Genomic DNA, 24,928 nt, shown 5'->3' on the forward strand with positions numbered 1-24,928 from the left:
GGCTAGCCCGCGGCCCGGTCGCCGAGCGGGCGCCGCCGCTGGGTGGCGTCCGTCAGCGCCGGCGGGAGCCAGACACCATCGGGGTGGTAGAGATTCGCACCCGGGGCGACGATCTCGTCGATCCGGTCGAGCACCTCGTCGTCGAGGACCAGCCCGGCCCCCTTGGACAGCGACTGGAACTGCTCCATGGTGCGGGGCCCGATGATCACCGAGGTGACCGCCGGGTGCGCGAGGGGAAAGGCCACCGCCAGCTCCGGCAGGGTGCAGCCCAGGTCATCAGCGATCCCGAGGAGCTTCTCCACCGCCTCCAGCTTGGCCACGTTGCCCGGGAGGGCCGGGTCGAAGCGGGCCGGGTGGAGCTTCGCCCGCCCCGTGGTCAGGTCGACCGGCCCGCCGAGCCGGTGCTTGCCGCTCAGGAATCCGGAGGCGAGGGGGCTCCAGGTCAGCACGCCCATCCCGTAGCGCCGGGCGACCGGCAGCACATCGGCCTCGATGCCTCGCGCGAGGATCGAGTACGGCGGCTGCTCGGTCCGGAACCGGGGCAGCGCCCGCCGCTCGGCGACGTGATGGGCTTCGACCAGTTCCTCGGCGGGAAAGGTCGAACAGCCGAAGGACCGGATCTTCCCGGCCCTGACGAGATCCCCGAGGACGGACAGGGTCTCCTCGACGTCGGTCGAATGGTCGGGCCGGTGCACCTGGTAGAGGTCGATCCAGTCGGTGTCCAGCCGGCGCAGGCTGTCCTCGACGGCCCGCACGATCCAGCGGCGCGAGTTCCCGCTGCGGTTGCGGCCCTCTCCCATCTGGAAGTGGACCTTGGTGGCGAGCACGACGTCGTCACGCCGCCCCTTGAGCGCCTTGCCGACGATCACCTCGGACTCGCCCGCCGAGTACATGTCCGCGGTGTCCACGAAGTTGACGCCCTGGTCGAGGGCGGCGTGGACGATCCGCACGCAGTCCTCGTGGTCCGGGTTACCCACCGCCCCGAACATCATCGTGCCGAGGCAGTGGGCACTCACCTCTATGCCGGTCCCGCCCAAATTCCGGTATCGCATGGTCATGCGGCCGCACTCTAGGAGCTGGAGCGCACTCCAGCGCAAGACCCTTTGACGCAGTCCGGACCCGGCCGTCCCGCGACTCCCCCCATGAGGTCGCGGGACGGTCCGTCCGGCCGGATCAGTCCGCCAGCGGCAGGTAGACGCGGTTACCGGACGCGGCGAACTCGGCGGACTTCTCCGCCATGCCCGCCTCGATCTCCTCGGCCTTCAAGTCACCGCCGTGCTCGCGACGGATGTCCTGGGAGATCTTCATCGAGCAGAACTTCGGACCGCACATGGAGCAGAAGTGCGCGGTCTTCGCGGGCTCGGCCGGGAGCGTCTCGTCGTGGAACTCGCGGGCCGTGTCCGGGTCGAGGGCCAGGTTGAACTGGTCCTCCCAGCGGAACTCGAACCGCGCGTCCGACAGGGCGTCGTCCCACTCCTGGGCACCCGGGTGGCCCTTGGCCAGGTCGGCCGCGTGGGCCGCGATCTTGTACGTGATGACGCCGGTCTTCACGTCGTCGCGGTTGGGCAGGCCCAGGTGCTCCTTGGGCGTCACGTAGCAGAGCATCGCGGTGCCCCACCAGGCGATCATCGCGGCGCCGATGCCGGAGGTGATGTGGTCGTACGCGGGCGCGACGTCCGTGGTCAGCGGGCCGAGCGTGTAGAACGGCGCCTCCTCGCAGATCTCCTGCTGGAGGTCGATGTTCTCCTTGATCTTGTGCATCGGGACGTGGCCCGGTCCCTCGATCATCGTCTGCACGTTGTGCCGCTTGGCGATCGTGTTCAGCTCGCCCAGCGTCTTCAGCTCCGCGAACTGCGCCGCGTCGTTGGCGTCCGCGATGGAGCCGGGGCGCAGGCCGTCACCCAGCGAGTACGTGACGTCGTACGCCGCGAGGATCTCGCAGAGCTCCTCGAAGTTCGTGTAGAGGAAGTTCTCCTTGTGGTGCGCCAGGCACCAGGCCGCCATGATCGAGCCGCCGCGCGAGACGATGCCGGTCTTGCGGCGGGCCGTCAGCGGCACGTACGGCAGCAGCACGCCGGCGTGGACCGTCATGTAGTCGACGCCCTGCTCGGCCTGCTCGATGACCGTGTCCTTGTAGATCTCCCAGGTCAGGTCCTCGGCGCGGCCGTCGACCTTCTCCAGCGCCTGGTAGAGCGGCACGGTGCCGATCGGGACGGGGGAGTTGCGCAGGACCCACTCGCGCGTGGTGTGGATGTTGCGGCCGGTCGAGAGGTCCATGACCGTGTCCGCGCCCCACTTGGTGGCCCAGGTCATCTTGTCGACCTCCTCCTCGATGGAGGAGGTGACGGCCGAGTTGCCGATGTTGGCGTTGACCTTCACCAGGAACCGCTTGCCGATGATCATCGGCTCGATCTCCGGGTGGTTCACGTTGGCCGGAAGAACCGCGCGGCCGGCGGCGATCTCCTCGCGGACGACCTCGGGGGAGACGTTCTCGCGGAGCGCGACGTACTCCATCTCCGGGGTGATCTCGCCCCGGCGGGCATACGCGAGCTGCGTCACGGCCTGGCCGCCACGGCCCCGGCGCGGCAGGCGCGGGCGGCCGGGGAAGACGGCGTCGAGGTTCTTGAGGCCGCCGCGGGGCGAGGTGTGCTTGATGCCGTCGTCCTCGGGGCGCACGGGGCGGCCCGCGTACTCCTCGGTGTCACCACGGCCGATGATCCAGTTCTCGCGCAGCGGCGGCAGGCCGCGGCGCACGTCGGTCTCGATCTGCGGGTCGGTGTACGGACCGGACGTGTCGTAGAGCGTGACGTCCTTGCCGTTGGTGAGGTGGACCTGGCGGACCGGCACCCGGATGTCCGGGCGGGAACCCGCCAGGTATCCCTTGTGCCAGCCGGGCTGGCGCTCGGTCTGGCCGTCGGCGTTCTCGCCGGCGGCAGGCGTGCGTGCGTCCTGAATGGTCATGAGACCTGATCTCCCTACGCCGGCATTACCCGGTAACAGGTTCGGCGGTCGACGCAGCCTCCTCCCGTACGCATCTCCTGCGCGTACGGTGATCAGCGCCCTCTCAGCCCGGTGCTCCGAGCTCCCGCGTTGTGCAAAGTAGCCCCCACGCTAGCGTCATCTGTGGCGTGCTGAACAGTGGGCCCCCTCATCTGTTGCGATGATCTGCCGGTGACGACCTCGCCGCAGCCCCCACACGAGCCCACTGACCCCTTGGGCCACACCGGCCACGAGCATGCGTCCCACGGGCATGCGGCCGGCGGTGCACAGGGTCCTTCGCACAGCCACGGATCCCCGGGGCACGGGCCCGGGCACGGCCACGGCCACAGTCACGGCCACGGGCCGGCGGCCCCCGTCTCCAAACACCTGCGCAAGGTGATCTCCGCCGTCCTGATCCCCTTCGCCGTCGCCGTCTTCGTCGGCATGGTCGTGCTGTGGCCCGGCGGCGCCCCCGCCCACGAGCGCACCGGGGTGGGTTTCGACCGCCAGACGCAGCAGGGCAAGGTGGTCGCCCTCTCCGACGTCGACTGCAAGTCGGTGAACGCCTCCCAGGTGCCCGCCACCGGCAACACGCCCGCTCCCGAGGGGCGCGGGGCGCAGACCGGGTCGTGCAAGCGGGCCACCGTCGAGGTGGGCACCGGAGCCGACAAGGGCCGCGTCTTCTTCGAGATCGTCCAGCCGGGTGCGCCGAGACAGCTGGAGAAGGGCCAGGAGGTGGTGGTCGCCTACGCGCCGGACGCCCCGCGCGACCTCCAGTACTCGGTGATCGACCTGAACCGGAAGTTCCCGATGGCCCTGCTGGCGGCCGTCTTCGCGGTCGCGGTGGTCGTCGTCGGCCGGATGCGCGGGCTGTTCGCGCTCATCGCGCTCGTGGTCAGCTTCGGGGTGCTGACCCTCTTCATCCTCCCCGCGATCCTTCAGGGTTCGAACCCCCTGGTCGTCGCGGTGGTCGGAGCCAGCGCGATCATGCTGATCGCCCTCTACATGTGCCACGGGCTGACCGCCCGCACCTCGGTGGCCGTCCTCGGCACCCTGGTCTCGCTGCTGCTGATCGGGCTGCTGGGCTCGTTGTTCATCGGCTGGGCGTTCCTGAGCGGGAACACGGACGACAACACCGGGCTGATCCACGGGCTCTACCCGAACATCGACATGAGCGGTCTGCTGCTCGCGGGCGTGATCATCGGATCGCTCGGCGTCCTCGACGACGTGACGGTCACTCAGACCTCGGCCGTCTGGGAACTCCACCAGGCGGACCCGAACATGGGCCCGCGGGCCCTGTACCGCGCGGCCATCCGGATCGGCCGCGACCACATCGCGTCGGTGGTGAACACGCTCGTACTGGCGTACGCGGGCGCGGCGTTGCCCCTGCTGCTGCTGTTCTCCATCGCGAACAGCAGCATGGGCACCGTGGCCAACAGCGAGCTGGTGGCGGAGGAGATCGTACGGACCCTGGTGGGCTCGATCGGGCTCGTGGCCTCGGTCCCGGTGACCACGGCGCTGGCCGCGCTGGTGGTGTCCGCGGACCGGCCCGGTCCCGCCGGCAGCCCTGCGGCGCCGGCCCGTGGCGGGCGGGGCCGGCGGCGCAAGCGCTGACGGGGCGGGACGGGCCCCGAGGGGGCCGGGGGCGTCAGCCCGCGTTCTGCTCGTTCTGCTGCTGGGCCTCGGCGAGGATCCTGCCGAGTTCCTCGTCGAGGGTCTCCTCGAAGTCACCGAGGCTGCGCTCCTGACCGAGCGGAACGAGCCGGTCGGTGCGGTCGAGGAAGGCGACGAGCGGGGCGGCGCCGGCGCGGAACAGGGCCCGGTCGCCGCCGACCTGAAGGCGGATGTGGACGTCGCAGAGCGCTCCCGGATCGGTGGGGGCGATGTGCACGTCCCCGTCGCCGCACGGCCTGTTGATGCCGTCGAGGAGCAGCTCCCGGCCGAACGCCCAGGTCACCGGGGCGTCTCCGGGAAGGTGGAAGGTCAGGCGTACGGCGTAGGGGTCCCGGGCCTCGTACCGGAGCTCCACCGGAATACGGAAGGCGAGCTCCTCGGAAACGAGGAAGCTCATCATGACCTCTGCCTGTACCGACTCGCGCATTGCCTACCCCTGTAGTGGAAGTGGCCAGGAATGAACCCTCAGGGCCCTCTTGACAAGGGTGGTGGAAGCGCAAGCAGATCACAAGGAGTGAGTTTTCAGATACTGATAGAGAACGAGAGGGTGCTCAACAGCGCGCCTACTTCACTCCGTAGTCGATCGACTACACAGAGCAAACGTGATTCCTGGTGCACAGGTAGAGAAATGGCCATGGTCGCGGCGGTGTCCCCGGCGGTGATCGGGATGGCCGCGCAGACCGTCCCCAGGGCGTACTCCTGACGCTCGGTCACCGGCTGCATCCGCTCCAGGGAGCCGATCCGCTCCTCCAGCGTGCGCATGTCGCGCACGGTGTACGGCGTGATGCCCTCGACCGGATGACGGTCGTAGTAGTCCCTGCGCGTCTTCTCGTCCAACTGCCCCAGCAGGCACTGGCCGATGGCGTGCGCGTGCGCCGTGGCGCGGAAGTCGGCCCATTCCTCGCAGGCGGGGTTCGCCGGGGTGTCCGAGACGCCCACGACCTCGATCTCGCCCTCGCGGTAGACCGCGAAGTAGACGGGGGCCCCGACCACGTCGCGGAAGTGCGCGAGGGAGTCGAGGATCATGCTGCGACGTTTCTGCTGAAGTCCCCCGTGCCCCAGCCTGGCGGCCGCTTCGCCGAGGACGAACACCCCGCCCTCGCGGCGCAGATAGCCTTCGTGCGTCAGGGTGCGAAGCAGGTGGTACGCGGTGGGGAGCGGGAGCCCGGCCTCGCGCGCCAGCTGTTTCGCCGGGGCTCCCCCGCTATGGGACGCCGCCGCTTCCAGCAGCCGGAGCGCCCTCTGCACCGAACCGATCAGCGTCGGCACACCGGCATTGTGAACCGGAGACAAAGCTCACCCCCAGGCGTGGCGGCGGGCCCGGGGGCCCGCCGGCGCCCAGGGATCGGCACGGAATGCCAGCCTATCCACCGATTGCCACGGGATGAGAGGTTTGGCAGGCCATGTTCGCCCGCCTGGCGCAATGCCCGTACCCCTCGGGCGGGGCGGCCTACCAGCCGTCGGAGGAGCTCTTCGCCCCGTTGCCCGTGAACTTCTTGACCACGAAGACCAGACCGCCGACCAGCGCCGCGAACAGCAGCACCTTGAAGGCGAAGCCGATCAGCGTGCCGATGATCGTGGTGATGATGCCGCCGAAGACGAAGAGGGCCAGCAGCGGAACGGCGACCCACTTGACCCACCACGGCGTGCCCGCGAACATCGCTCGGATCCCGTCCATGTCCCTACCTCTTCCTCGTCCTCGCCGGTGTCCCTGGCTCTTCTTCCTTGGTCACGAGCTTAGGAGCGCGAGGCACCGGCCGGGGGCCCGTGAGCCCCCGGAACCCCCTGACCCGCCCCCTAGGGGGATCAGGGGGACGACCCTCACTCCGCCGGGTCCTCAGGCCTCCGGCAGCGTCCTCAGGCCTCCGGCGGGGAGAAGACGACCATCACCTTCAGCGGCTCGGTGATGTGGTGGAACTTGTGCGGCACCCCCGCCGGGACGTAGACGACGCTGCCGTTGGCCACCGTCGTCGTCTCCTCCCCGACCGTGATCGAGGCACGGCCGCTCACGACGAAGTACACCTCGTCCTGACGGTGCGGCTGCTGCGGGTCGCTCTGTCCCGCATCGAGCGAGTAGAGCCCGACCGACATGTTCCGCTCACGCAGGAACTGCAGGTAGGCGCCGTCGTTGGCGGCTCGTTCCGCTTCGAGCTCGTCCAGCCGGAAGGCCTTCATGTTCGCTGTGCCCCTTGCCCTTGCCCGGTGGTGCCGGGAATCCGCTGATCTGCCGATGCCCGACCCGTGTGTTCTCTGCCACGATCAGACACATGACGAATTTCGTAGTCAAGACGCTCGCCAACGCGGGGGCCCTGGCCGTCGCCATCTGGCTGCTCTCCGGCATCACCCTCGACGACGGCAGCAGCCTGGGCCGCCGCACTCTGACGCTGATCCTGGTCGCGCTCGTCTTCGGCCTGGTCAACCTCATCGTCAAGCCCGTGGTGAAGCTGCTGTCCATCCCCCTCTTCATCCTCACCCTGGGCCTGTTCACCCTCGTGGTGAACGCGCTGATGCTGCTGCTGACCTCCTGGGTGGCCAAGCAGCTCGAGCTCAGCTTCCACGTCGACGGCTTCTGGACCGCCGTCCTCGGGGGCCTGATCATCTCCGTCGTCTCCTGGGCCCTGAACCTGGCCCTGCCCGACAAGAACTGAGCGGGCCACCCGTGTACCGCGTGTGCTTCGTCTGCACCGGCAACATATGCCGGTCCCCCATGGCCGAGTCCGTCTTCCGCTCGCACGTCGCCGAGGCCGGACTGGAGGACCTGGTCGAGGTCGACAGCGCCGGCACCGGCGGCTGGCACGAGGGCGACGGCGCCGACCCGCGCACCGTGGCCGTGCTGGAGGCCGCCGGCTACGCACAGGACCACCGCGCCCGGCGGTTCCGGGCCTCCTGGTTCGACCGGCTCGACCTCGTCATCGCACTCGACGCCGGCCACCTGCGCGACCTGCGCGCCCTCGCCCCCACACCGGAGGCGGCCGCCAAGGTCCGGCTGCTGCGCTCGTACGACCCGGCGGGCACGTCCGTACGCGGCTCCGGATCCGGCTCCCTGGACGTACCCGACCCCTACTACGGCTCCTTCGACGGGTTCGAGGAGTGCCTGGAGCTGGTCGAGGCCGCCAGCACCGGCCTGCTGGAGGCCGTACGCGCAGCCGTGAAGGAGCACACCCCGTGACCGCCCACCCCACCGGCGGACCGGACGCGCCGGTCCCCTACGGCGACGGGACCCGGGCCGTGCGCGCCGGGCTGCCCGAGCCCGTCAAGAACGAGCCGCCGCTGCCCGGCCCCGTGTTCGCGGCCCACTTCCACCTCCCCGGCGAGGTGGCCGGCCCGTACACCTACGGCCGCGACACCAACCCCACCTGGACCCTGCTGGAACGGGCGATCGGCGAGCTGGAGGCGCCCGGCCGTACGGACGTGGACACGATCGTCTTCGCATCCGGCATGGCCGCGGTCTCCGCCGTCCTGCTCTCGCAGGCCCGCGCCGGGGACACCGTCGTCCTGCCCGACGACGGCTACCAGGCACTGCCCCTGGTCCGCGAGCAGCTGGAGGCGTACGGGGTCCACGTGCGCACCGCGCCGACCGGCGGGGACGCCCAGCTCACGGCCCTCGACGGGGCCCGGTTGCTCTGGATCGAGACCCCCTCCAACCCCGGGCTCGACGTGTGCGACGTACGCCGCCTCGTGGCGGCCGCGCACACCGCCGGCGCCCTGGTCGCCGTCGACAACACCCTCGCCACCCCGCTCGGACAGCGGCCGCTGGAGCTGGGCGCGGACTTCTCCGTGGCCAGCGGCACCAAGGGCCTGACCGGCCACGGCGACCTGCTGCTCGGCTACGTCGTCTGCCACGACCCGGAGCTCGCCGCGGCCGTCCGGCGCTGGCGCAAGATCGTCGGCGCGATCCCCGGGCCCATGGAGGCCTGGCTCGCCCACCGCTCCCTGGCCACCATCCAGCTGCGGACCGAGCGCCAGTGGGCCAACGCGCTGGCCGTCGCCGAGGCCCTCGCCGACCGCACCGAGGTGACCGGGCTGCGCTACCCGGGCCTCACCTCGGACCCCTCCCACAAGACGGCGGCCCGGCAGATGAGCGGCTTCGGGTCGGTGGTCTCCTTCACCCTGCCCGACCGGGCGCACGCGGAACGCTTCATGTCCGCCCTGCGCCTGGTCGAGGACGCCACGAGTTTCGGCGGGGTGCGCTCCACCGCGGAGCGGCGCGGGCGCTGGGGCGGCGACGCCGTGCCCGACGGTTTCATCCGCTTCTCGGCAGGCGCGGAGGACCCCCGGGATCTGGTCGCGGACGTGCTCAGGGCCTTGGAGCGAGCGGATTCCGGCGCCTGAACACCGGTGGGAAAGCGGTCCGAGCCTCCCCCCTGGTGGCTCGGACCGCATCGGGTTCCTGCCCACAAGAACCACGTCGACAAGGCTAGTTGACTCTGCGTCAGAGTCCAATCACGGTAACGACAGGAACCTATCGGCATATTTATAGTTGAAGGCCCCCACCGAGAGGGGCCGCCATGGACCTGGCCCTGCTGCGCACCTTCGTCGCCGTGCACCGGGCCGGCTCGTTCACCCGGGCCGCCACGCTCCTCGGGCTGTCCCAGCCCGCGGTGACCTCCCAGATCCGCACCCTGGAGCGCCAGCTCGGCCGCCCCCTGTTCCACCGCCGCGCCCGCGGCGTCACCCCCACCGCCGTCGGCGACGAGCTCGCCCACCAGGCCGCCCCGCACCTGGACGCCCTGCTGCGGATCGCCGAGACCGAGCGGCAGGCCGCCGGGGCCCTGCGCACCCTGCACCTCGCCGGTCCGCCCGAGTTCCTGAGCCTGCGGGTGCTCCCCGCCCTCGCACCCCTCGTCGGCCACGGCCAGACCCTGCGCACGGTCTTCACGGCCGACGCGGAGGAGAACCTCGCCGGGCTCGCCACCGGGCAGCACGACCTCGTCGTCACCACCGCCCGGCCGCGCGGCGGCCCCTTCTCGGCCGGTGCCCTCTGCGACGAGGAGCAGGTCCTGGTCGCGGCGCCCTACTGGGCCGCCCTCGCCGGCCCCGGCGAACTGCTGGCCAAGGGCCCCGAGGCCCTCGACGGGATCCCGGTCGTCGAGGTCCACGAGAGCCTGCCGCTCGTCACCCGCTACTGGGCCGCCGTGTTCGACGCCGTACCCGGCTCCGCGTTCGGCACCGCCGCCACCGTCGTCGCACCCGACCTGCGGGCCGTGCTGGAGTGCGTCAGGGCCGGCGCCGGGCTCGCCGTCCTGCCCCGCTACCTCTGCCAGGACGCCCTCGACCACGGCCAGGTCGTCGCCCTGCTGGAGCCCGCCGTACCCCCGCTGCGCACCTGGTTCCTCGTCGTACGCACCGGCAGTCTGGCCCTCGCCCACCTGGCCCGCGCGCATGACCGGCTGCTGCGCGCCGCCGCGCACTGGTGAGCCACTGGTGTTTCGGACGATGGCGAGTTTCAGATGCCCGGGCGCGGGCCACTCTTCTCCCATGACCGAACGTCCCGTGGTCAAACGCACCGCCCGAGCGATCCTGCTCGACGGTGACGACCTGATCCTCATCAAGCGCACCAAGCCCGGCGTCGATCCGTACTGGCTCACCCCGGGCGGCGGTGTGGAACCCTCCGACGCCACCGTCGTGGACGCCCTCCACAGAGAACTCGACGAGGAACTCGGCGCCAAGATCACCGACGTGGTGCCCTGTTTCGTCGACACCGTCGAGCACATCGGCTCGGGCGGGGTGACCGGGGTGAAGGTGCAGCACTTCTTCGTCTGCCACCTCGAGTCGATGGACCCCGGCCGGAGGCACGGCCCCGAAGTCGACGAGCCCCAGGGCGAGTACGAGATCGTCCGCGTGCCCTTCAGCCGGGTCGGGATCGCCGCCGTCCACCTCGTCCCGCTCTCGCTGCGTCACTACCTCGACGGCAACATCGAGGGTGTGCGCGCCATGCACGCCCCGGACCTGGGCTGAGGACGCTGAGGAGCGGGCGGGTGTGCGCCGGTCTCAGCCGGCCACGCCCACCAGCTCCTCCAGCGCGTCGTAGCGGATGCGCTCCCCGGGGATCCCGATCCGCTTGAGCGCGTCCACACCGCTGCGGATCATCGCGGGCGGCCCGGAGATGAAGGCGTCGTACGAGCTCCAGGGCCCGTGCTCACCGACCGCGTGCGGGAGCTGGCCGGCCATGCCCTCACCGATCACCGGGCGCACCGACAGCCACGGGTGGGAGCGCTGCAGGCCCAGCAGGGTGTCCTTGTCGTAGAGGTCGTCGTCGCTGCGCGCCCCGACGAAGACCTCCACGGGCCGGCGTTCGCCGTGCTCGGCCACGTCCTCGATCAGCGCCTTGATCGGGGCGATGCCGGTCCCCCCGCCCAGGCACAGCATCCCGTTGTCGGTGCTGTGGTCCACCACCATCGAACCGGCCGGCGGGCCCAGCCGCAGCACGTCGCCCGGGCGGGCGTGCCGCACCAGGGCGTTGGAGACCCACCCGGCCGGAACGGCCTTCACGTGGAAGGACAGCAGGCCGTCGGCGCGCGGGGCCGAGGCGAAGGAGTAGTGCCGCCACACCCGCGGCCACCACGGGGTCTCCAGACTCGTGTACTGGCCCGCGAGGAAGGGGTACGGCTGGTCGGGGCGGACGGTCAGCACGGCGATGTCAGGGGTGCGCAGGTCGTGGGAGACCACCTCGGCGTGCCACCACGCCGGGGCCCGCACCTCGTCCTCCGCCGCCGCGTCGATCATGATCTGTGAGATCGCGGTGTACGCGCGCACCCAGGCGGCCTCGGCCTCCGGGCCCCAGGTGAGCTCGGCGTACCGGGCCAGCGCCCCGAGCAGCGCCTCGCCGACCGCCGGATAGTGCCCGGCCAGGGTGCCGTACTTACGGTGCCCGGTGCCGAGCCGTCGCAGGTACGGGGTGAGCACCGCCGGGTCGTCGATGTGCTCCGCCGCGGTCAGCAGTGCCTTCAGCAGCCGGTCGCGCTGGACGTCCATGGCCGCGGGGAACATCTCCCGCACCTCGGGGTGCCCTGTGAAGACCAGGGCGTAGAAGTACGAGGTGACCTTGTCGGCGATGGGTGCGATCTCGGCAAGGGTCCGGCGGATGAGGACGGCGTCGGGGGAGGGTTCGGCGGCACCGCCCCCGGAAGGTATCCAGCCCGTCGGTCTCGCCGATCTGGTGGGCGGAAGGTCCATGCGGTGCCTCGCTTCGAGCATCTCGGTCGGGTCTCACACGCCACGGCCTCGAATCCGTGGTTCCGGGTTTCACAGCGTGCCAGCCGACCGGGGGCCCTGCGGGGGAATGGGGAAAAACCGGGTGTCGAACCCACGATCCCCTTAAGATGCCGCGACTTCCGGGCGCGCCTCCTCCAGGAGCTGGTATGCCTCCCGAAGGTCACGGCCCTCGTAGACGTGGGTGGCCCGCTCCACCAGGTGCGGGCGGGCGTTCACCGCCACCGACCGGGGGAGGGCCCCGAAGAGGACCGCGTCGGTCATCGAGTCCCCGTACGCGACGCAGTCGGCCCGGGTCACCCCGAACCGCTCGCACAGCCGGTCCGCGACCGTCAGCTTGCCCTCGGGCGTCAGGATCCCCGCCACGTCGACGGGGCGGGTGAAGGGCACCTCGGGGAAGACCGAGCCGTGAGCGGCGTGCGCGCCCCACTCCAGCAGGAGCTCGACGAAGAACGACGGGGACAGGGAGATCACCGCGCAGTAGTCCCCGCGCTCGCGGATCTCCTGCCAGACGTCCCGGATGCCGAGCAGCCACGGGGCCCCGTCGAAGGCCGCCCGGACGTGTTCGGGCGTCAGGTCGGCCCACATCTCGCGGGCCGCCTTCGAGAAGTCCTGCGGGCCGATCTCCCGGGCCCCGAAGGCCCGCTCCAGCTCGGCGATCTCGGACTCCAGGCCGAGCTGCCGGGAGATCTCGACCGGGGCGGCCGAGCCGTACATCAGGGTTCCGTCGAGATCGAACAGGTGCAGCATCGTCATAGCGGTCGAGGCTAATCCCTGCGTTCGGCGCGAAGCGCCCTGTTTCACGTGAAACACGGCGCGAAGCATCGTGTTTCACGTGAAACATCGGCCGGCCGGATCCCGGAATCCCCTGGACGCCCCACGAGGCGATGATCCACTCTGGGCCGGTGACACCACCTCTGCTCACCGATCTGCCGATTCGCGCGCTGACCCCGGACGACCTCCGCCACTGCGCCGACCTGTCCCAGGACCGCGGCTGGCCGCGCGAGGACCACAAGTGGGGGCTGCTCCTCACCGCCGGCACCGGGTACGGCGTCGACGCTCCCGACGGACGGGGGCTCGCCGCGGCCTGCGTCGTCACCGCCTACGGGGACACCCGGGCCAAGCCGGACCTCGCCGCCATCGGGATGGTCCTCGTCGCCGACCGCTTCGCCCGCCGGGGCCTGGGCCGCCACCTGATGCGGTACGTCTGCGACGACGTCCTGGCCGGGGTACCGCTCACCCTGCACGCCACCCCCTACGGCCGCCCCCTCTACGAAGAGCTCGGCTTCGACACCACGGGCCGGGCGGAGATGCTCCGCGGCGCCTTCCTCCCGGAGCCCGCGCGGAAGGGTTCCGGCGGCATCCCGGTCCGGCCGGCCACCGCCGAGGACCTCGCCGGGATCATCCGGCTGGACACCGAGGTGTTCGGTACCGACCGGACCCACATGATCACGCGTCTGCCGGCTTTCACGGACCGGCTGCTCGTCGCCGAGGACGGATCCGGGGCGCTCATCGGTTACGCCGCCCTCTGGCCCAACATGGAGACCCATGTCATCGGCCCCCTGATCGCCCGGGACCGCGCCACCGCGCAGGCTCTGGTGACGGCCCTGGCCGCGACCACCGACCGGCCCCTGCGCACGGACGTCGACGTACGCCACGAGGAGCTCGTCTCCTGGCTCAAGGAACGCGGCCTGCAGTCCCTGGCCTTCAACGCCGTGATGACCAGGGACATCCCCGGCCCGCCCGGTGACTGGACCCGCCGCTGGGCCCCCCTCACCGTCGCCGCCGGCTGAGGAGAGGACACCGACCGTGCACGAGACCGCCGATCTGGTCATCCGCCCCGCCACCGGGGCCGACCTGCCCGCCATCGTGGCCATGCTGGCCGACGACCCGCTGGGGGCCACCCGCGAGTCCCCGGACGACCTGACCCCGTACGTCGCCGCCTTCAAGCGGCTGACCGAGGATCCTCACCAGCACGTCATGGTCGCCGTCCGCGGCGAGCGGGTCGTGGGCACCCTCCAGCTGACGTTCGTGCCGGGCCTGTCCCGCCGGGGATCGACCCGCTCGATCATCGAAGGGGTCCGCGTCCACGCCGACGAACGCGGCGGTGGCCTGGGCACCCGCTTCATCGAGTGGGCCGTCGAGCGGTCCCGCGAGGAGGGCTGCCGACTGGTACAGCTCACCTCGGACGTGAGCCGCACCGACGCCCACCGCTTCTACGAGCGGCTCGGCTTCACCGCCTCCCACGTGGGGTTCAAGCTCCAGCTCTGATCCCGGGCCCCCGCCGGGCCGGGCCGCTCTCCGCGGCCCGGCCTACGATCGGGAGGATGAGCACCGGCCTGCCCCTCGTCACCACCGCCGACCGCCGCAACCGGCTCGGCCGCCGGCACCGCCTGGCCCCCTCGGCCCGCGCCGCCACCCTGGGCGAAGTCGCGGACGCGGTCGTCGCCCTGCACGCCACGGACGCGGCGACCGTCTACCTCTCCGCCCGCGCCCGCCTCGCCGAGGGCTACGGGCCCCCGGCGATCGAACGCGCGCTGTACGAGGACATGAGCGTCGTCCGGCTGCTCAGCATGCGCAACACGCTCTTCGCCGTGTCCGCCGAGTTCGCGCCCTACGTGGACTCCTCCACCGCACGCGCGATCGCGGCGAAGGAGCGCCGGACCTTCCTGAAGCACCTCGCGGAGGACGGCCAGGGTCTCGGCGCCGACTGGCTGGCGGCCGCCGAGACCGCCGCCCTCGACGCGCTCGACGCCCGGGGCCCCTTGACCGGCAGCCAGCTCTCGGCGGCGGTGCCCGTGCTCCAGCAGAAGATCACCATCGGCCGGGGCAAGAAGTACGAGGCCGAGACGGGCGTCGCCACCCGCGTCATCCGCCTGCTCGCGGCCGACGGCCGCATCCGCCGGGACCGGCCGCGCGGCTCGTGGACCTCCAGCCAGTTCCGGTGGCGGCACACGCAGCCCTGGCCGGCCGTGCCCGCCGCCGAGGCCCGCGCCGAGATCGCCCGCCGCTGGCTGCGCGCCTACGGCCCGGCCACCGAGGCCGACCTCAAGTGGTGGACCGGCTGGACCCTCACCGACGTGCGCAAGGCCCTGGCCGCCGTGGGCCCCGAGCAGGTCCGCCTGGACGACGGGGGCGCCGCGCTCGTCTGTCCCGGCGACACCGGGCCCGAACCCGCCACCGAGCCCTGGGCCGCCCTGCTGCCGGGGCTCGACCCCAGCGCCATGGGCTGGGCGGACCGGAGCTTCCACCTCGATCCGGCCCACCGGCCCGCCCTGTTCGACTACGCGGGCAACATCGGCCCGACCGTGTGGTGGAACGGCGAGATCGTCGGCGGCTGGGCCCAGCGGCAGGACGGAGAGATCGTCTGGCGGCTCCTGGCCGCCCCCGGGCGTGACGCCGAGGAGGCGATCGGGACCGAGGCCGCCCGGCTGGGAGCCTGGGTGGGCGACGCCCGGATCACTCCGCGCTTCCGCACCCCCCTGGAGCGCGAACTCGTCTCCTGACCGGGGCGCGGAGCGTCAGCCGATGCCCCGCCAGCCCTGCGGGTCCACCCCGCCGGGCACCGGTGCCTGCGGATCGTAGGGCTCGCGCGTGAAGACGAACGAGCCCAGGTCGAGGTGGCTCAGGGAGCCGTCCTCACGCCGGACGGCCCGCAGGGTCTCACCGGCGTAGTAGCCCGTCACGCCCGTCCACGTGCCGTCGTGCTCCGCGCGGAACCGCGCCGACCGGCCCGTCACGCCCACGGGGCCCATCTCCAGCGACCCGTCCGACTTCAGCCGCAGGGCGTGCGGGGCGGTGCCCCAGTACCAGACGCCGCAGAGCTCCAGCGGAACCCGGTCCGCCTCCGCGAACGGCCGCCACGGGGCGGAGAACCGGGGCTCCGCGTCCGCCACGATGGCGAGCAGGTCGGTGGCCACGGTCGAGGCGGCCAGGCCCGACGTGCAGTTCGACAGCACCACGGCCGCCACGTCGTCCGCCTCGCTCAGCCAGAGCCCGGCGACGAAGCCGGGGAGCGAACCACCGTGCCCGACGAGCCGGCGCCCGCGCTGGTCCGCCAGCTGGAGCCCCAGCCCGTAGCCGAGTTCGGCCAGCCCAGGCTCCGGGGGCGCCGCCGGGGCCCGCATCTCCCGTGCGCTCTCCGCGCTCAGCACCCGCTCGTCGCCGCGCGCCAGCAGCACCGCGAACCGTGCCAGGTCGCGGGTGGTCGACCACAGCTGGCCGGCCGCGGCCATCAGCCCGAGGTCCTCCGCCGGCTCCGGCATCATCACGTCGGCCCACGGGTGCACCGCCCAGCCGCCCGCGTGCGGGGCCTGCGGCCGCGCGCTCGTACGGTGCAGTCCCAGCGGCTCCAGCACCTCGGCCCGCAGGACGTCCTCCCACGGCTTCCCGCGCAGCGCCTCGACCAGTGACCCCAGCAGGGTGTAACCCGGGTTGGAGTAGTGGTGGCGGCTGCCCGGGGTGTGCTTGAACGGCTCCTCGCCCAGCACCTCGGCGAGCCCCGGGCGCTGTGCGCCGGGGGTGCGCTCCCACCATTCACCGGGCGTCTCGGCGGCCAGTCCCGCGCTGTGGCACAGCAGCTGGGCGATGGTCACCTCGTCGGCGCCGGTCCCGGGCAGGTGCTTGCCCAGCGGGTCCGAGAGCGCGAGCAGCCCCTCGTCCCGCAGCCGCATCACCAGGACCGCCGTGAAGGTCTTGGTGATCGAGCCGATCCGGTACTGCACGTCCCCGTCGGGGCCGTGGCCCTCGACGGAGGTCCGCGAGCCCTCCCAGACCACCTCCCCGCCGCGCACGACGGCCGCCACCACGGACGGGGCCCGGCCCTCGCTCTGCGCGACGGCGATCCGGTGGTTCAGCGCACGCCGGGTGGAGGGCAGCAGTTCCAGGTCTTCAGAGAGCGCGTCCATGATCGAGTGGGCCCCGTTTCCTTGATCGTCGCCGCGACTCTACCCCGGCGGGTCAGCCCTTGGCCGGGATCGGACGCAGCCAGTCCGCCGGATCGGGCGCGTGACCGTGCTGGACGTCGAAGAGGGCGCGCCGGATCGCCAGGGTGACCTCGCCGGCCTAGGTGTTGGCCATGTCCACGAACCGCGAGTAGTGGCCCTGGAAGGCCACGGTGATGGTGGCCGTCGGACCGTTTCGGTGCTTGGCCACGATCAGGTCCGCCTCGCCCGCGCGGGGGGACTCCTTCTCGTACGCGTCCTCGCGGTGCAGCAGGATCACCATGTCGGCGTCCTGCTCGATGGAGCCGGACTCACGCAGGTCGGAGACCATCGGCTTCTTGTCGGTGCGCTGCTCGGGGCCACGGTTCAGCTGGGAGAGCGCGATCACCGGCACCTCGAGCTCCTTCGCCAGCAGCTTGAGGTTTCGGGACATGTCCGAGACCTCCTGCTGGCGGCTCTCGGGACGGCGCGAGCCGCCCGACTGCATCAGCTGGAGGTAGTCGATGACCACGAGCGAGAGGTCGTTGCGCTGCTTGAGCCGGCGGCACTTGGCGCGGATCTCCATCATCGACAGGTTCGGGGAGTCGTCGATGTACAGCGGGGCGGCCGAGACGTCGGGCATCCGGCGGGCGAGCCGGGTCCAGTCGTCGTCGGTCATGGTGCCCGAGCGCATGTGGTGCAGGGCCACCCGGGCCTCCGCCGACAGCAGGCGCATGGCGATCTCGTTGCGGCCCATTTCGAGGGAGAAGATGACGCTCGGCAGGTTGCTCTTGATGGAGCAGGCGCGGGCGAAGTCCAGCGCGAGCGTCGACTTGCCCATGGCCGGTCGGGCCGCGATGACGATCATCTGGCCGGGGTGCAGGCCGTTGGTCAGGGAGTCCAGGTCGGTGAACCCGGTCGGGACGCCCGACATCTGGCCGGAGCGCGATCCGATGGCCTCGATCTCGTCGAGCGCGCCCTCCATGATGTCGCCGAGCGGCAGGTAGTCCTCGGAGGTCCGCTGCTCGGTGACGGCGTAGATCTCGGCCTGGGCGCTGTTGACGATCTCGTCGACGTCGCCGTCCGCCGCGTATCCCATCTGTGTGATCTTCGTACCGGCCGCGACGAGGCGGCGCAGGACGGCCCGCTCGTGGACGATCTCCGCGTAGTACTCGGCGTTCGCCGCGGTCGGCACCGACTGCACCAGGGTGTGCAGGTACGAGGCCCCGCCGACCTTGCTGATCTCGCCGCGCCGGGTCAGCTCCGCGCCGACGGTGATGGGGTCGGCCGGCTCGCCCTTCGCGTACAGGTCGAGGATGGCCTGGTAGATCGTCTCGTGCGACGGGCGGTAGAAGTCGTGGCCCTTGAGGACCTCGACCACGTCGGCGATGGCGTCCTTGGACAGCAGCATGCCGCCCAGCACGGACTGCTCGGCGTCGAGGTCCTGGGGCGGGACGCGCTCGAAGCCGCCGCCCCCGCCGTCCCAGGAGCCGCCCTCGCGGCCTCTGTCGCGCTCCTCGCCGTCACCGCGGCCACGGCCCTCGCCGCTCCGGCGCGGACGGGCGGGCAGACGGTCTCCGGGACCGCTGTCGGCCCAGGGGTCGTCCATGGGCTCGGGCATGCTCACCGGGCCGCCTCCTCCCGTCCGCAACGCGGACCTCGCCGTGTCACTCTTTCTACGACACGGCTCTGACATTCGGGACACCCGGATCGGCTCTCGGCGCGTCGGGCAACGCACAACGGTAGGGCCGCGGGCGACGTCAGCCAATCTTGTTATCCACAGGCTGTGTGGATGACATGTGGACGACGGACCCAATGCTGTGGGTAAGTCGCCCGAAGCTGTGCACAGACCGGGGGACGACGCTGTGGACAAAATCACCTGACACGCCCAGACACCGCCTCTGACCTGCGATTTTATCGTCCACGGGGAGCCGCGCGGAAAATTCTTGGCCCCTGCCCCAAGATCGCCCCCAACGGTCCGCCGCGAACGTCCAAGTCAGCGCCGTGGTAATGATCCATGGACCCTTGCACCCATTACCTGTGGAAGATTAGATTGGGCACATGACACAGGCCCCCACAGCAGAGAAGGCCGCCCCGAGACGGCACGACCGCGAGATCCTCGCGCTGGCCCTGCCCGCCTTCGGCGCTCTCGTGGCCGAGCCCCTCTTCGTGATGGCCGACAGCGCCATCGTGGGCCACCTCGGCACCCCTCAGCTGGCCGGCCTCGGCGTCGCCGCCGCGCTCCTCACCACCGCCGTGAGCGTCTTCGTCTTCCTCGCCTACGCCACCACCGCCGCCGTCGCCCGCAGGGTGGGCGCCGGCGACCTCCGGGCGGCCATCCGGCAGGGCATGGACGGCATCTGGCTCGCCCTCCTGCTCGGCGCGGCCGTCGTCGCCGTCGTCCTGCCCACCGCGCCCTGGCTGATCTCCCTCTTCGGCGCCTCGGACACCGTCGCCCCCTACGCCGTCACCTACCTGCGCGTCTCCGCACTCGGCATCCCGGCCATGCTCATGGTGCTGGCCGCCACCGGGGTCATCCGCGGGCTCCAGGACACCCGGACCCCGCTCTACGTGGCCATCGGCGGCTTCGCCCTCAACGGCGCCCTGAACGTGGCCCTGGTCTACGGAGCCGGGCTCGGCATCGCGGGATCGGCCTGGGGCACGGTCATCGCCCAGTGCGCCATGGCCGCCGCCTACCTCTGGGTGGTGGTCCGGGGCGCCCGCCGGCACGGAGTCTCCCTGCGGCCCGACGCGGCCGGCATCCGGGCCTGTGCCCAGGCGGGCGTACCGCTGCTGGTCCGCACCCTGTCGCTGCGCGCCATCCTGATGATCGCGACCGCCGTCGCGGCCCGGCTGGGGGACGCCGACATCGCCGCCCACCAGATCGTGCTGTCCCTGTGGAGCCTGCTCGCCTTCGCCCTGGACGCCATCGCCATCGCCGGGCAGGCCATCATCGGCCGTTACCTGGGCGCCGGCGACACCGAGGGGGCCCGGGCCGTCTGCCGCCGCATGGTGCGGTGGGGCATCGGCTCCGGTGTCGTGCTGGGCCTGCTGGTCGTCCTGGCGCGCCCGGTGTTCATTCCGCTGTTCACCGCGGACCCCGTGGTCGAGGACGCCCTGCTCCCCGCACTGCTGGTCGTGGCCCTGGCCCAGCCCGTCTGCGGGGTCGTGTTCGTCCTCGACGGAGTACTGATGGGCGCCGGTGACGGCCCCTACCTCGCCCGGGCCATGCTGCTGACCCTCGCCGTGTTCGCCCCGGCGGCCCTGCTCGTCCCCGTCGTCGGCGGCGGACTGACGACGCTCTGGTGGGCCATGACGCTGATGATGCTGGTCAGGATGGCCACCCTCCAGCTGCGCGCCCGCTCGGGCCGCTGGCTGGTGGCGGGCGCCACCCGCTGACCGGAGGCGATGTTTCACGTGAAACGTCGCCCCGGAGACGACGAAGGGCCGCACCCCCGGAGGGGTGCGGCCCTTCATGCGCTGCCCTTAGGCGGCGACGACCTCGATGCCCACGTTCGCGGCGACCTCGGCGTGCAGACGCACGGAGACCTGGTACGAACCGAGGGTCTTGATCGGGGAGCCCAGCTCCACGCGGCGCTTGTCGACCTTCGGGCCACCGGAAGCCTCGATCGCCGTGGCGATGTCGGCCGGGGTGACGGAACCGAAGAGACGACCGGCGTCACCCGCGCGGGTGGCCAGACGGACCTTCACGCCCTCGAGCTGGGCCTTGACCTCGTTGGCCTGCTCGATGGTCGCGATCTCGTGGATCTTGCGGGCGCGGCGGATCTGCGCCACGTCCTTCTCGCCACCCTTGGTCCAGCGGATCGCGAAACCACGCGGGACCAGGTAGTTGCGAGCGTAACCGTCCTTGACGTCGACGACATCGCCGGCGGTACCGAGGCCAGAGACCTCGTGGGTCAGGATGATCTTCATTAGTCGGTCACCCTTTCCTTAGCGCGCGGTGGACGTGTAGGGCAGCAGCGCCATCTCACGGCTGTTCTTCACGGCCGTGGCGACGTCACGCTGGTGCTGCGTGCAGTTGCCGGTAACGCGGCGGGCACGGATCTTGCCGCGGTCGGAAATGAACTTCCGCAGCATGTTCGTGTCCTTGTAGTCCACGTACGCGGTCTTGTCCTTGCAGAACGCGCAGACCTTCTTCTTAGGCTTGCGCACAGGCGGCTTCGCCATTGTGTCTCTCCTGTGTGATCAAGAAGTGGGGGTGGAGCTGCCCTTAGAAGGGCGGCTCGTCCGAGTAGCCACCGCCGGAGCCGCCGGAGCTTCCGCCCCAGCCGCCCCCGCCGCCGCCCTGCTGCTGGCCACCGGCCGGCGCGCTGGACGCCCACGGGTCGTCGGAGGGAGCTCCGCCGCCCTGCTGGCCGCCGCTGGGGGCTCCGCCCCAGCCACCGCCGCCGCCCTGCTGCTGACCGCCGCCGCCGTATCCACCCTGGCCACCGCGACCGGTGGTCTTGGCGACCTTGGCCGTGGCGTTCTTCAGGCTGGGGCCGACTTCCTCGACGTCCAGCTCGTAGACCGTGCGCTTGACACCCTCACGGTCCTCGTACGACCGCTGCCTCAGCCGGCCCTGCACGATGACGCGCATGCCCCGCTGGAGGGACTCGGCGACGTTCTCGGCCGCCTGCCGCCACACCGAGCAGGTCAGGAACAGGCTCTCGCCGTCCTTCCACTCGTTGGTCTGACGGTCGAAGGTGCGGGGGGTGGACGCGACACGGAACTTCGCGACCGCCGCACCCGAGGGGGTGAAGCGCAGCTCGGGGTCGTCGACGAGATTGCCGACGACCGTGATGACGGTCTCGCCTGCCATGGATGAACCTCTCGGCGGGGATTGCTGCTGGGCTGCTGTGCTACTCGGTCCCGATTACCGCTGAACCGGAGTTCAGTGGGTCTCGGGGCGAAGGACCTTGGTCCGGAGAACCGACTCGTTCAGGTTCATCTGGCGGTCGAGCTCCTTGACGACCGCAGGCTCGGCCTGCAGGTCGAGGACCGAGTAGATGCCCTCGGGCTTCTTCTTGATCTCGTAAGCGAGACGACGACGGCCCCAGGTGTCGACCTTCTCGACCTTTCCGTTGCCCTCACGGACGACGGAGAGGAAGTTCTCGATCAGGGGGGCGACGGCGCGCTCCTCGAGATCGGGGTCGAGGATGACCATCACTTCGTAGTGACGCATGTGGAACCCACCTCCTTTGGACTCAGCGGCCACGGTCGTTCCGTGGCAGGAGGGTCGTGATGCGTGCCGCACGGCGTCCGAGAGCAGACACCGCGCAGACCGTACAGACTACCTGCTCGACTCCTTCCGGTTGAAATCCGGCGGGAGGGGGCCACAATCTGTAGGCACCGGGTGTGCTCGGTGCTATGCCCTCGGCCCAGGCCGGAGGCGGCGTCGCCGCACCGCTCTGCTCCAGCCAGGAGGTGCCTTCCGATGGCACAGGCAATGGATCGTCCGCCCATCTCCCTGCTCGCGACCGACGGCAAGCCCCACCCCCTCCAGGACACCCTGGTGGCGGTCACCCTGATCCTCGGCGCCGTGGCGTTCGTCACTGCGTTCTTCCACAATCTGCACCTGCTCAGCTCCTGGACGGGGCTGATCGGGATCGTGACCGGCGCGTACGGCCAGTTCATCTCCGCGACGACGCGCGAGCGCTTCGCACTGATCATCGGCCTTGGCGCGGCTGGGATCGGCTTCTTCCTCGGAATGGCGCACGGCGGCCTCTTCGGCGGCTGGCTGGGCTGACCGGGGGACCTCCTCGGCGGGGCGCCGGCCGGACACCGGCCCGGGCTACGGCCCGTCCCCCAGATGGGTGGCGCCCCCGTCGCAGTAGGCTTCGCGCCATAGCAGCGAAGCCGCCCGAGGAGACAACCCGCATGAGCCTGTCCCTGCGCACCATCAGCCGAGAGCAGCATCTGGCGTACCTCCAGAGCCTGCCCTCGGCTAGCCACTGCCAGGTCCCGGCGTGGGCCGACGTCAAGAACGAGTGGCGCTCGGAGAACCTGGGATGGTTCGACAAGTCCGGTGAACTCGTCGGCGCCGCCCTCGTCCTGTACCGCCAGCTGCCCAAGGTGAAGCGGTACCTCGCCTACCTCCCCGAGGGCCCGGTCATCAACTGGTACGCCCCCAACCTGGAGGAATGGCTCCAGCCGATGCTGGCGCACCTCAAGCAGCAGGGCGCCTTCACCGTGAAGATGGGCCCGCCCGTCGTCATCCGCCGCTGGAACTCCGCCGCCATCAAGGCCGGCATCCAGGACCCCGAGGTCAAGCGCCTGCGTGACGTGGAGGCCTCGTACATCGAGCCCCGCGCCTTCGAGGTGTCCGACAAGCTGCGCCGCATGGGCTGGCAGCAGGGCGAGGACGGCGGCGCCGGCTTCGGCGACGTCCAGCCCCGCTACGTCTTCCAGGTGCCGCTGGCGAACCGTTCGCTGGACGACGTCCTCAAGGGCTTCAACCAGCTGTGGCGCCGCAACATCAAGAAGGCCGAGAAGGCCGGAGTCGAGGTCGTCCAGGGCGGCTACGAGGACCTGCCGACCTGGCAGTACCTCTACGAGATCACCGCCGAGCGCGACAAGTTCCGCCCGCGCCCGCTCAGCTACTTCCAGCGCCAGTGGACGGCCCTCAACTCCGAGGACCCCAACCGCATGCGCCTGTACATCGCCAAGCACGAGGGCGAACCGCTCGCGGCCGCCACGATGCTGACGGTCGGCCAGCACGTCTGGTACTCCTACGGCGCCTCCGCCAACCACAAGCGCGAGGTCCGGCCCTCGAACGCCATGCAGTGGCGCATGCTGCGCGACTCGTACGCGCTCGGCGCCAGCGTCTACGACCTGCGCGGCATCAGTGACACCCTGGACGAGAACGACCACCTGTTCGGCCTGATCCAGTTCAAGGTCGGTACGGGCGGCGAGGCCGTCGAGTACGTCGGCGAGTGGGACTTCCCGCTCAACAAGATGCTGCACAAGGCGCTCGACATCTACATGTCGCGCCGCTGACCCCCACCCCGCCCCTTCCACACACACCGCACCGCTGCACCTCGCAGCTATCCGAGAGAGGCTCCGGACGGGCATGGCGCTCACGCTCTACGTCGACACCGCGCGCTGGCGTGCGCACCAGAAGACGATCATCGACCAGTTCCCCGGTCTGATCCCCGTCTGCAAGGGCAACGGCTACGGCTTCGGCCACGAGCGGCTGTGCGAGGAGGCGACCCGGATGGGCGCCGACATCCTGGCCGTCGGGACCACGTACGAGGCCGCGAGCATCAAGGACCGGTTCGGCGGCGACCTGCTCGTCCTCACCCCCTTCCGGCGGGGCGAGGAGCCGGTGCCGCTGCCGGACCGGGTGATCCGCTCGGTGGCCTCGGTGGACGGGGTCCGCGGCCTGGTCGGCGCCCGCGTGGTCATCGAGTGCATGAGCTCGATGCGCCGCCACGGCATCTCGGAGCAGGACCTCGGGATGCTCCAGTCGGCGATCGAGGACGTCCGGCTGGAGGGCTTCGCCCTGCACCTGCCGCTGGACCGCCCCGACGGCTCGGACGCCGTCGAGGAGGTCATCGGCTGGATGGACCGGCTGCGCGCGGCCCGGCTGCCGCTGCACACCATGTTCGTCAGCCACCTGCGGGCCGAGGAGCTGGCCCGGCTCCAGCAGCAGTTCCCGCAGACCCGCTTCCGCGCCCGCATCGGCACCCGGCTGTGGCTGGGCGACCACGACGCCACCCAGTACCGGGGGGCCGTCCTGGACGTCACGCGCGTGGTCAAGGGCGACCGGTTCGGCTACCGCCAGCAGAAGGCCGCCTCCGACGGCTGGCTGGTCGTCGTCGCCGGCGGCACCTCGCACGGCGTGGGCCTGGAGGCTCCCAAGGCCCTCCACGGGATGATGCCGCGCGCCAAGGGCGTCGCCCGGGCGGGCCTGGCCACCGTCAACCGCAATCTCTCGCCCTTCGTCTGGGCGGGCAAGCAGCGCTGGTTCGCCGAGCCCCCGCACATGCAGGTGTCGATCCTGTTCGTGCCCTCGGACGCGACCGAGCCGAAGGTGGGCGACGAGCTGGTGGCCCACCTGCGCCACACCACGACGCAGTTCGACCGGGTGCTCGACGCCTGAGCCCGGTCCCGCCGGGCCGGGAGCGTCCGGCCCGGCC

General features: G+C 71.2%; 27 protein-coding genes. 13 read left to right on the forward strand and 14 right to left on the reverse strand.

All coding sequences use genetic code 11. The features are described from left to right. Positions 1–2: 2 nt before the first annotated feature. Positions 3–1,052, reverse strand: coding sequence for an aldo/keto reductase (locus tag ABT403_RS04830; RefSeq protein ID WP_344160871.1), 1,050 nt, complete (start codon positions 1,050–1,052; stop codon positions 3–5). Positions 1,053–1,173: 121 nt separating this feature from the next. Next, positions 1,174–2,961 carry a phosphomethylpyrimidine synthase ThiC gene (thiC, locus tag ABT403_RS04835; RefSeq protein ID WP_344160420.1) on the reverse strand — a complete coding sequence of 596 codons (1,788 nt, stop codon included), beginning with the start codon at positions 2,959–2,961 and terminating at the stop codon, positions 1,174–1,176. A gap of 210 nt (positions 2,962–3,171) precedes the next feature. Here thiC and ABT403_RS04840 point away from each other — a divergent pair, with 210 nt between their 5' ends. Beyond that, positions 3,172–4,593 carry a YibE/F family protein gene (locus ABT403_RS04840; protein WP_344160417.1) on the forward strand — a complete coding sequence of 474 codons (1,422 nt, stop codon included), beginning with the start codon at positions 3,172–3,174 and terminating at the stop codon, positions 4,591–4,593. 34 nt (positions 4,594–4,627) lie between these two features. On the opposite strand, the gene ABT403_RS04845 is transcribed toward ABT403_RS04840, so the two are convergent. The 4 genes from ABT403_RS04845 to ABT403_RS04860 form a co-directional block, all read right to left on the reverse strand. After that, on the reverse strand, positions 4,628–5,080 hold the full coding sequence (locus ABT403_RS04845) for an SsgA family sporulation/cell division regulator (RefSeq protein ID WP_344160414.1): 453 nt from the start codon (positions 5,078–5,080) through the stop codon (positions 4,628–4,630). Between the two features lie 95 nt (positions 5,081–5,175). Further along, positions 5,176–5,922 carry an IclR family transcriptional regulator gene (locus tag ABT403_RS04850; protein WP_344160411.1) on the reverse strand — a complete coding sequence of 249 codons (747 nt, stop codon included), beginning with the start codon at positions 5,920–5,922 and terminating at the stop codon, positions 5,176–5,178. Positions 5,923–6,103: 181 nt separating this feature from the next. Beyond that, on the reverse strand, positions 6,104–6,331 hold the full coding sequence (locus tag ABT403_RS04855) for a DUF5326 family protein (RefSeq protein WP_344160408.1): 228 nt from the start codon (positions 6,329–6,331) through the stop codon (positions 6,104–6,106). Positions 6,332–6,510: 179 nt separating this feature from the next. Further along, a complete protein-coding gene (locus ABT403_RS04860) occupies positions 6,511–6,828 on the reverse strand; it encodes a cupin domain-containing protein (protein ID WP_042810190.1) in 318 nt (105 codons plus the stop codon). Positions 6,829–6,920: 92 nt separating this feature from the next. On the opposite strand from ABT403_RS04860, the gene ABT403_RS04865 reads away from it, so the two are divergent. The 5 genes from ABT403_RS04865 (at position 6,921) to ABT403_RS04885 (ending at position 10,611) form a co-directional block, all read left to right on the forward strand. Further along, positions 6,921–7,301 carry a phage holin family protein gene (locus tag ABT403_RS04865; RefSeq protein WP_344160404.1) on the forward strand — a complete coding sequence of 127 codons (381 nt, stop codon included), beginning with the start codon at positions 6,921–6,923 and terminating at the stop codon, positions 7,299–7,301. A 59-nt stretch (positions 7,302–7,360) separates the two neighbouring features. Further along, the gene (locus ABT403_RS04870; RefSeq protein ID WP_425580209.1) at positions 7,361–7,822 is read left to right on the forward strand and encodes a low molecular weight protein-tyrosine-phosphatase; all 462 of its coding nucleotides are present in this window, start codon (positions 7,361–7,363) and stop codon (positions 7,820–7,822) included. Further along, the gene (locus ABT403_RS04875; RefSeq protein WP_344160401.1) at positions 7,819–8,985 is read left to right on the forward strand and encodes a cystathionine gamma-lyase; all 1,167 of its coding nucleotides are present in this window, start codon (positions 7,819–7,821) and stop codon (positions 8,983–8,985) included. Before ABT403_RS04870 ends, ABT403_RS04875 begins: the two co-directional genes overlap by 4 nt. Positions 8,986–9,161: 176 nt before the next feature. Next, a complete protein-coding gene (locus tag ABT403_RS04880) occupies positions 9,162–10,070 on the forward strand; it encodes a LysR family transcriptional regulator (protein ID WP_351647964.1) in 909 nt (302 codons plus the stop codon). A gap of 61 nt (positions 10,071–10,131) precedes the next feature. Then, positions 10,132–10,611 (forward strand): NUDIX domain-containing protein, encoded by a 480-nt coding sequence (locus ABT403_RS04885; protein WP_344160395.1) that lies wholly within the window; start codon positions 10,132–10,134, stop codon positions 10,609–10,611. A 33-nt stretch (positions 10,612–10,644) separates the two neighbouring features. Here the strand turns inward: ABT403_RS04885 and ABT403_RS04890 are convergent, their stop codons facing one another. Both ABT403_RS04890 and ABT403_RS04895 read right to left on the reverse strand, forming a co-directional pair. Then, a complete protein-coding gene (locus tag ABT403_RS04890; RefSeq protein WP_344160392.1) occupies positions 10,645–11,829 on the reverse strand; it encodes a globin domain-containing protein in 1,185 nt (394 codons plus the stop codon). Positions 11,830–11,970: 141 nt separating this feature from the next. Next, on the reverse strand, positions 11,971–12,621 hold the full coding sequence (locus ABT403_RS04895) for an HAD family hydrolase (protein WP_344160389.1): 651 nt from the start codon (positions 12,619–12,621) through the stop codon (positions 11,971–11,973). Positions 12,622–12,770: 149 nt separating this feature from the next. Here ABT403_RS04895 and ABT403_RS04900 point away from each other — a divergent pair, with 149 nt between their 5' ends. From ABT403_RS04900 to ABT403_RS04910, 3 genes are read left to right on the forward strand one after another with little or no spacing between them, the layout of a single operon-like run. After that, a complete protein-coding gene (locus ABT403_RS04900; protein ID WP_344160386.1) occupies positions 12,771–13,658 on the forward strand; it encodes a GNAT family N-acetyltransferase in 888 nt (295 codons plus the stop codon). A 16-nt stretch (positions 13,659–13,674) separates the two neighbouring features. After that, positions 13,675–14,136 (forward strand): GNAT family N-acetyltransferase, encoded by a 462-nt coding sequence (locus tag ABT403_RS04905; protein ID WP_425580208.1) that lies wholly within the window; start codon positions 13,675–13,677, stop codon positions 14,134–14,136. Positions 14,137–14,192: 56 nt separating this feature from the next. Further along, the gene (locus ABT403_RS04910) at positions 14,193–15,371 is read left to right on the forward strand and encodes a winged helix DNA-binding domain-containing protein (protein WP_344160383.1); all 1,179 of its coding nucleotides are present in this window, start codon (positions 14,193–14,195) and stop codon (positions 15,369–15,371) included. A 15-nt stretch (positions 15,372–15,386) separates the two neighbouring features. On the opposite strand, the gene ABT403_RS04915 is transcribed toward ABT403_RS04910, so the two are convergent. Continuing rightward, a complete protein-coding gene (locus ABT403_RS04915) occupies positions 15,387–16,772 on the reverse strand; it encodes a serine hydrolase domain-containing protein (RefSeq protein ID WP_344160380.1) in 1,386 nt (461 codons plus the stop codon). A 157-nt stretch (positions 16,773–16,929) separates the two neighbouring features. Then, a complete protein-coding gene (gene dnaB / locus ABT403_RS04920; protein WP_344160862.1) occupies positions 16,930–18,396 on the reverse strand; it encodes a replicative DNA helicase in 1,467 nt (488 codons plus the stop codon). Between the two features lie 452 nt (positions 18,397–18,848). Between dnaB and ABT403_RS04925 the strand changes: the two genes are divergently transcribed. Next, entirely contained in the window at positions 18,849–20,186 is a 1,338-nt protein-coding gene (locus tag ABT403_RS04925) for an MATE family efflux transporter (protein WP_344160377.1), read from the forward strand. An 87-nt stretch (positions 20,187–20,273) separates the two neighbouring features. On the opposite strand, the gene rplI is transcribed toward ABT403_RS04925, so the two are convergent. From rplI to rpsF, 4 genes are all read right to left on the reverse strand, one after another. Beyond that, the gene (gene rplI, locus ABT403_RS04930; protein ID WP_045945398.1) at positions 20,274–20,720 is read right to left on the reverse strand and encodes a 50S ribosomal protein L9; all 447 of its coding nucleotides are present in this window, start codon (positions 20,718–20,720) and stop codon (positions 20,274–20,276) included. Between the two features lie 18 nt (positions 20,721–20,738). Then, positions 20,739–20,975, reverse strand: coding sequence for a 30S ribosomal protein S18 (gene rpsR / locus ABT403_RS04935; RefSeq protein ID WP_005315025.1), 237 nt, complete (start codon positions 20,973–20,975; stop codon positions 20,739–20,741). A 43-nt stretch (positions 20,976–21,018) separates the two neighbouring features. Next, positions 21,019–21,609 (reverse strand): single-stranded DNA-binding protein, encoded by a 591-nt coding sequence (locus tag ABT403_RS04940; protein ID WP_060177162.1) that lies wholly within the window; start codon positions 21,607–21,609, stop codon positions 21,019–21,021. A 72-nt stretch (positions 21,610–21,681) separates the two neighbouring features. Further along, positions 21,682–21,972, reverse strand: a complete 291-nt coding sequence (rpsF, locus tag ABT403_RS04945; protein WP_007265254.1) for a 30S ribosomal protein S6 — start codon at positions 21,970–21,972, stop codon at positions 21,682–21,684. A 252-nt stretch (positions 21,973–22,224) separates the two neighbouring features. Here rpsF and ABT403_RS04950 point away from each other — a divergent pair, with 252 nt between their 5' ends. From ABT403_RS04950 to ABT403_RS04960, 3 genes are all read left to right on the forward strand, one after another. Beyond that, positions 22,225–22,536: a hypothetical protein gene (locus ABT403_RS04950; protein ID WP_344160370.1), complete on the forward strand. Its 312-nt coding sequence runs from the start codon at positions 22,225–22,227 to the stop codon at positions 22,534–22,536. Between the two features lie 131 nt (positions 22,537–22,667). Then, positions 22,668–23,786 (forward strand): lipid II:glycine glycyltransferase FemX, encoded by a 1,119-nt coding sequence (locus tag ABT403_RS04955; protein ID WP_045945395.1) that lies wholly within the window; start codon positions 22,668–22,670, stop codon positions 23,784–23,786. A 73-nt stretch (positions 23,787–23,859) separates the two neighbouring features. Continuing rightward, on the forward strand, positions 23,860–24,891 hold the full coding sequence (locus ABT403_RS04960; protein ID WP_344160365.1) for an alanine racemase: 1,032 nt from the start codon (positions 23,860–23,862) through the stop codon (positions 24,889–24,891). The last annotated feature ends 37 nt before the right edge of the window (positions 24,892–24,928 follow it).

The sequence above is a fragment of the Streptomyces sp. NPDC000075 genome, assembly GCF_040301925.1.
Taxonomy (GTDB): Bacteria; Actinomycetota; Actinomycetes; order Streptomycetales; family Streptomycetaceae; genus Streptomyces; species Streptomyces polychromogenes.

Excerpts from the sequence above, each read along its gene's own strand:
- thiC (WP_344160420.1), bottom strand. The coding sequence starts at position 2,961 with ATGACCATTCAGGACGCACGCACGCCTGCCGCCGGCGAGAACGCCGAC.
- ABT403_RS04880 (WP_351647964.1), top strand. The coding sequence starts at position 9,162 with ATGGACCTGGCCCTGCTGCGCACCTTCGTCGCCGTGCACCGGGCCGGC.
- ABT403_RS04955 (WP_045945395.1), top strand. The coding sequence starts at position 22,668 with ATGAGCCTGTCCCTGCGCACCATCAGCCGAGAGCAGCATCTGGCGTAC.
- dnaB (WP_344160862.1), bottom strand. The coding sequence starts at position 18,396 with ATGGACGACCCCTGGGCCGACAGCGGTCCCGGAGACCGTCTGCCCGCC.
- ABT403_RS04895 (WP_344160389.1), bottom strand. The coding sequence starts at position 12,621 with ATGACGATGCTGCACCTGTTCGATCTCGACGGAACCCTGATGTACGGC.
- ABT403_RS04925 (WP_344160377.1), top strand. The coding sequence starts at position 18,849 with ATGACACAGGCCCCCACAGCAGAGAAGGCCGCCCCGAGACGGCACGAC.
- rpsF (WP_007265254.1), bottom strand. The coding sequence starts at position 21,972 with ATGCGTCACTACGAAGTGATGGTCATCCTCGACCCCGATCTCGAGGAG.
- ABT403_RS04865 (WP_344160404.1), top strand. The coding sequence starts at position 6,921 with ATGACGAATTTCGTAGTCAAGACGCTCGCCAACGCGGGGGCCCTGGCC.
- ABT403_RS04845 (WP_344160414.1), bottom strand. The coding sequence starts at position 5,080 with ATGCGCGAGTCGGTACAGGCAGAGGTCATGATGAGCTTCCTCGTTTCC.
- ABT403_RS04885 (WP_344160395.1), top strand. The coding sequence starts at position 10,132 with ATGACCGAACGTCCCGTGGTCAAACGCACCGCCCGAGCGATCCTGCTC.
- ABT403_RS04960 (WP_344160365.1), top strand. The coding sequence starts at position 23,860 with ATGGCGCTCACGCTCTACGTCGACACCGCGCGCTGGCGTGCGCACCAG.
- ABT403_RS04950 (WP_344160370.1), top strand. The coding sequence starts at position 22,225 with ATGGCACAGGCAATGGATCGTCCGCCCATCTCCCTGCTCGCGACCGAC.
- ABT403_RS04860 (WP_042810190.1), bottom strand. The coding sequence starts at position 6,828 with ATGAAGGCCTTCCGGCTGGACGAGCTCGAAGCGGAACGAGCCGCCAAC.
- ABT403_RS04855 (WP_344160408.1), bottom strand. The coding sequence starts at position 6,331 with ATGGACGGGATCCGAGCGATGTTCGCGGGCACGCCGTGGTGGGTCAAG.
- ABT403_RS04890 (WP_344160392.1), bottom strand. The coding sequence starts at position 11,829 with ATGGACCTTCCGCCCACCAGATCGGCGAGACCGACGGGCTGGATACCT.
- ABT403_RS04870 (WP_425580209.1), top strand. The coding sequence starts at position 7,361 with ATGGCCGAGTCCGTCTTCCGCTCGCACGTCGCCGAGGCCGGACTGGAG.
- ABT403_RS04830 (WP_344160871.1), bottom strand. The coding sequence starts at position 1,052 with ATGCGATACCGGAATTTGGGCGGGACCGGCATAGAGGTGAGTGCCCAC.
- rplI (WP_045945398.1), bottom strand. The coding sequence starts at position 20,720 with ATGAAGATCATCCTGACCCACGAGGTCTCTGGCCTCGGTACCGCCGGC.
- ABT403_RS04915 (WP_344160380.1), bottom strand. The coding sequence starts at position 16,772 with ATGGACGCGCTCTCTGAAGACCTGGAACTGCTGCCCTCCACCCGGCGT.
- ABT403_RS04940 (WP_060177162.1), bottom strand. The coding sequence starts at position 21,609 with ATGGCAGGCGAGACCGTCATCACGGTCGTCGGCAATCTCGTCGACGAC.
- ABT403_RS04910 (WP_344160383.1), top strand. The coding sequence starts at position 14,193 with ATGAGCACCGGCCTGCCCCTCGTCACCACCGCCGACCGCCGCAACCGG.
- rpsR (WP_005315025.1), bottom strand. The coding sequence starts at position 20,975 with ATGGCGAAGCCGCCTGTGCGCAAGCCTAAGAAGAAGGTCTGCGCGTTC.